Origin of the sequence: Intrasporangium sp. (assembly GCF_051961875.1) — a bacterium.
Taxonomy (GTDB): domain Bacteria; phylum Actinomycetota; class Actinomycetes; order Actinomycetales; family Dermatophilaceae; genus Intrasporangium_A.
On the sequence record NZ_JBQCCV010000085.1, the window covers coordinates 1 to 3704 of the forward strand.

Consider the following 3704-nt stretch of genomic DNA (forward strand, 5'->3'; position numbering starts at 1 on the left):
CGGAAACCATCCTCGCGCTCGGCGTGCACCTCGACGATGACGGGGAGATCGACCTGTTCACGTTCGACTCCTCCGCCCGGCACGAGGGCACCGTCAACCTGGACAACTTCCGCGACGTCATCGCCAAGATCGTCGCCAAGCGCCACATGGGCACCACCAACTACGCCGCCGCGTTCAGCGCGGTCCTCGACTACTTCAAGCTCGCCCCGAAGGCCGGCGGCGGCGGGTTCTTCCGCAAGGCCACCGGCTACCGGGCGGTGGACGCCTCCGACGGGCAGCCCGTCCTGGCAGTGTTCCTCACCGACGGCTCCCCCGACAGCAAGGCCGAGGCGGTCGCCGAGATCACCCGCGCCTCCTACGCGCCGGTGTTCTGGCAGTTCCTCTCCATCGGCAAGGAGAACATCGCCTTCTTGCAGAAGCTCGATGACCTCGACGGCCGGTACGTGGACAACGCCGACTACAAGCCGGTCGGAGACGTGGACCGCACGAGCCCCCAGGACCTCTACGCGATGCTCCTCGACGAGTACCCGGGCTGGCTGGCCGACCAGCGCCGGCGGGGCCACATCCGCTGACTGCCGGATGGGGGGCTTCCCCGGGCTGCCCGCTGCCTGGCGGCGGCCCGGGGAACTCCCCCACGATCGCTACATGTCCCGGTAGCGCTTGGCGTCGGCGAGGGCCTGCGTGAGCGCCGCCCTGTCGAGACGGGGGCCGTATCCGGGGGTGTCGCGCTGGATGCGCCAGCCCTCCGCGAGCGGCCCGGCGTCGACGACGTCGAAACCGAACTCGTCGATCAGACGGCTCACCTGCGCCTTGGCGTTCCCGTCGTCTCCGGCGATCACCAGGGCGCGGCGGTCGGGCGCGCCGGCCGGCAGCGGGTCGGAGGTGAGGTCCCGGGCATAGATGTGGTTGAACGCCTTCACGACGTGCGAGGACGGCAGGTGCGCCTGGAGCATCTCGGCGGTCGTCGTCTCCTCGGTGTCGAGCGCGCGGATCGAGCCGTCCCGCTGCGGGTAGTAGTTGTTGGTGTCGACGACCGTCTTCCCGGACAGTTCCTCGACCGGAACCTGGTCGATGTTCTTGAGCGGGATGGTGACGACGGCGAGGTCCCCGGCGGCAGCAGCCTCGCGGGCGGTCGCGGCGCGCGCGTGCGGGCCGAGCTCGCCGACGAGCCCCGAGAGGGTCTCGGGGCCGCGCGAGTTGCTCACCACCACGTCGTAGCCGGAGCGCACCGCCAGGCGTGCGAGCTGGGAGCCGATGTGTCCACTGCCGATGAAGCCGATCGTTGTCATGTGGGATGCAACCACGGGGGATGCCCAGTATTCCCAGGGCCCCGCGGATTCCCGGGTGCTCCGCTGGGCGGGCAGGCATGGCGGCCCACTGGCCGCGAGGCTAGATTGGGGGCCGGAGCGCCATGCAGGCGCCCGGGCCACAGCGCCGTGCTGGACAGACACCAAGGACCGCCCTGCGAGAAGAGGCCCTGCATGAGCGACGAGGACCGCCGGCGAGAACTCGGCAGCAACGATGCCCCAGTCGAGGAGGAGATCGAGGAGTCCTTCGACCGCATCGTCGCCGAAGGGGCGCAGCGCCTGCACCGCACGTGGCGCTCGGTCCTGATCACCGGATTCTTCGGGGGCGTCGACGTCGGGCTCGGCGTCATGGCCTACCTCGCCGTCGAGCACTCCACCGGGAGCAAGCTGCTGGCCGGGCTTGCCTTCGGCGTCGGGTTCATCGCCCTCCTGCTGGCCAAGAGCGAGTTGTTCACCGAGGGCTTCCTCGTGCCCATCGCGGCAGTGGCCGCCCGACAGGCCCGGCTCCCCCAGCTCATCAAGCTGTGGACAGGAACGCTTGCGGCGAACCTCGTGGGCGGCTGGTGCTTCATGTGGCTCGTCATGAAGGCCTTTCCGGAATGGACGCCCACCGTGATCGATTCCGCCCGGCATTTTGCGGAGGCGCCGCCGTCCCTCCAATCCCTCTGCCTGGCCACTCTGGGCGGCAGCACCATCACGCTGATGACCCGCATGCAGCAGGGCACGGAGTCTGTTCCCGGCAAGATTGCGGCAGCGGTTGGGGGCGGGTTCCTGCTCTCGGGGCTGCCCCTGTTCCACTCGGTGCTCGACTCCCTGCTGATCTTCGGCGCCCTCCATGCCGGCGCACCCTTCGGCTATGGCCAGTGGCTCGGCTGGTTCGCCTACACCGCCGCGTTCAACGTCCTCGGGGGACTGCTGCTGGTGACCGCGCTGCGGCTGCTGCGCAGCAAGGAACTCCTCAGCGAGCGCCGGGCGAGCTCCTGATCGCCGCGGGCACGCCGTGGTGTACGGTTGCTGCTCGCACTCCCCCAGCCGAAAGGAAGGCCAGGCCCATGGCCGCCGACTACGACGAACTGCGCTCCGACGTCAAGGAATCCCAGAACGACTCGCTCGAGGCCGTGAAGTCGGCCAGTGCGCCCGACCCGCAGAGCGTCGTGCGCGAGCTCGACGGCGACGACAGTGGCGAGAGCGGCGATCTTCCGGGTGGGGAGATCCTCACGGGTGAGCTTGCCGTGCAGGTCATCCCGCAGGGCGACGACGAGTTCGTCTGCCAGTCCTGCTTCCTGGTCCGGCACCGCTCCCAGAAGGCCGTGGAGAAGGACGGGAACGCCTACTGCCGGGACTGCGAGGGCTGAGCAGGGACATCCCCCGGGCTACTGCCCGGGGAAGCAGGTAGGGTGGCTGTTCGAGGCGGGGCACCGGGCCCGGCCAGCTACCTGTAGGGACCAGATTGAAGAAGACCGCCGTCCTCGTGCCAGCCCTGCTCACCGCCGCCGCCCTCGGCCTGTCCGGTTGCTCGGCCCAGCTGTCCACGAAGGATTCCTGTGCCCAGTTCCTGTCGATCGAGAAGAACGTGTCGACTCTCGGAGGCACCCCCAGCCCGAGTCAGGTCAGCGGGGTGGCCGGGCAGATGGGCACCTTGGCCCAGAAGGCGTCCGACGACGTGAAGAAGGACATTGCGGCACTCGCCGACGGCCTCGAGGGCTACGCGAACGGCGACAAGTCGGCGCTCAGCACCTCCAAGGTCAGCGGGGCCGTCAACCACCTCCAGACCGTCTGCGGAGCCGGCAACTGACCTGCTCGCAACGAACCTGCGAGCAGGCAGCAGGGCCCTGGACTCCTGTGGAGTCCGGGGCCCTGCGTGTTCCGCCTTCTGCCCTAGTGACTCGGCGCAGCCGTTCCCGTCGGGGTCGCTGACGGGCTCGGGGCTGTTGCCCCGGCCGGACCCGCAGTGGCCGATGCGCTGGGGGCCGGAGTGGACCGCGGGCTCGCCGTCGCCGTGGCGGATGGGCTGGGCGTCGCGGCCGTCGTCGTCGGGGCCGGCGTTGTCGGAGTCGGGGTGCTCGAGGCCGCCGCGCTCGGGGTCGGCGCGGCAGTCCCGTTGGCCGTCACCGTGATCCCGGACGTTGGGCTCCACACGATCCTGCCGCCCTTGTAGTCCTGGGCGACTCCGCCTGCGACGGCGTACTCACCGCTGGTGGGGTAGCCGAGCTGGCCATCCTGGGACCCGAGCGACAGCCACGCGGAGCGGATCGCGCCCTTGCTCTCGAACGCGCCGGTGGCCGGGGACCAGACGATCGCCCCGCCTTGGTATGCCTGGGCCACACCGCCGCCCGTGAGGCCCGGCGCCTCGTTGCCCGTGGGGTAGCCCATGGCCCCGTTCTCGAACCCGAGCTG

The 3704-nt window shown here is 70.1% G+C and carries 6 protein-coding genes; 4 read left to right on the forward strand and 2 right to left on the reverse strand.

What is annotated here, in order from left to right; all coding sequences use genetic code 11:
• On the forward strand, nt 1–572 hold a 572-nt coding region (locus tag ACTHJJ_RS04895; protein WP_440301815.1), incomplete at its 5' end, for a VWA domain-containing protein.
• 69 nt (nt 573–641) lie between these two features.
• Here the strand turns inward: ACTHJJ_RS04895 and ACTHJJ_RS04900 are convergent.
• Entirely contained in the window at nt 642–1289 is a 648-nt protein-coding gene (locus ACTHJJ_RS04900; protein ID WP_440301816.1) for an NADPH-dependent F420 reductase, read from the reverse strand.
• A gap of 192 nt (nt 1290–1481) precedes the next feature.
• On the opposite strand from ACTHJJ_RS04900, the gene ACTHJJ_RS04905 reads away from it, so the two are divergent.
• The 3 genes from ACTHJJ_RS04905 to ACTHJJ_RS04915 all read left to right on the forward strand — a co-directional run bounded on the left by ACTHJJ_RS04905 (nt 1482) and on the right by ACTHJJ_RS04915 (nt 3102).
• Complete coding sequence (locus ACTHJJ_RS04905) at nt 1482–2291, forward strand: formate/nitrite transporter family protein (protein ID WP_440301817.1); 810 nt, start codon at nt 1482–1484, stop codon at nt 2289–2291.
• Nucleotides 2292–2359: 68 nt separating this feature from the next.
• The gene (locus ACTHJJ_RS04910; protein WP_440301818.1) at nt 2360–2662 is read left to right on the forward strand and encodes a DUF4193 domain-containing protein; all 303 of its coding nucleotides are present in this window, start codon (nt 2360–2362) and stop codon (nt 2660–2662) included.
• A gap of 95 nt (nt 2663–2757) precedes the next feature.
• On the forward strand, nt 2758–3102 hold the full coding sequence (locus ACTHJJ_RS04915) for a hypothetical protein (RefSeq protein ID WP_440301819.1): 345 nt from the start codon (nt 2758–2760) through the stop codon (nt 3100–3102).
• A gap of 83 nt (nt 3103–3185) precedes the next feature.
• Here ACTHJJ_RS04915 and ACTHJJ_RS04920 read toward each other — a convergent pair.
• The coding region (locus tag ACTHJJ_RS04920) for an LGFP repeat-containing protein (RefSeq protein ID WP_440301820.1) at nt 3186–3704 on the reverse strand (519 nt) is incomplete at its 5' end.

Coding starts and splice junctions, on each gene's coding strand:
- ACTHJJ_RS04900 (WP_440301816.1), bottom strand. CDS start 1,289: ATGACAACGATCGGCTTCATCGGCAGTGGACACATCGGCTCCCAGCTC.
- ACTHJJ_RS04905 (WP_440301817.1), top strand. CDS start 1,482: ATGAGCGACGAGGACCGCCGGCGAGAACTCGGCAGCAACGATGCCCCA.
- ACTHJJ_RS04910 (WP_440301818.1), top strand. CDS start 2,360: ATGGCCGCCGACTACGACGAACTGCGCTCCGACGTCAAGGAATCCCAG.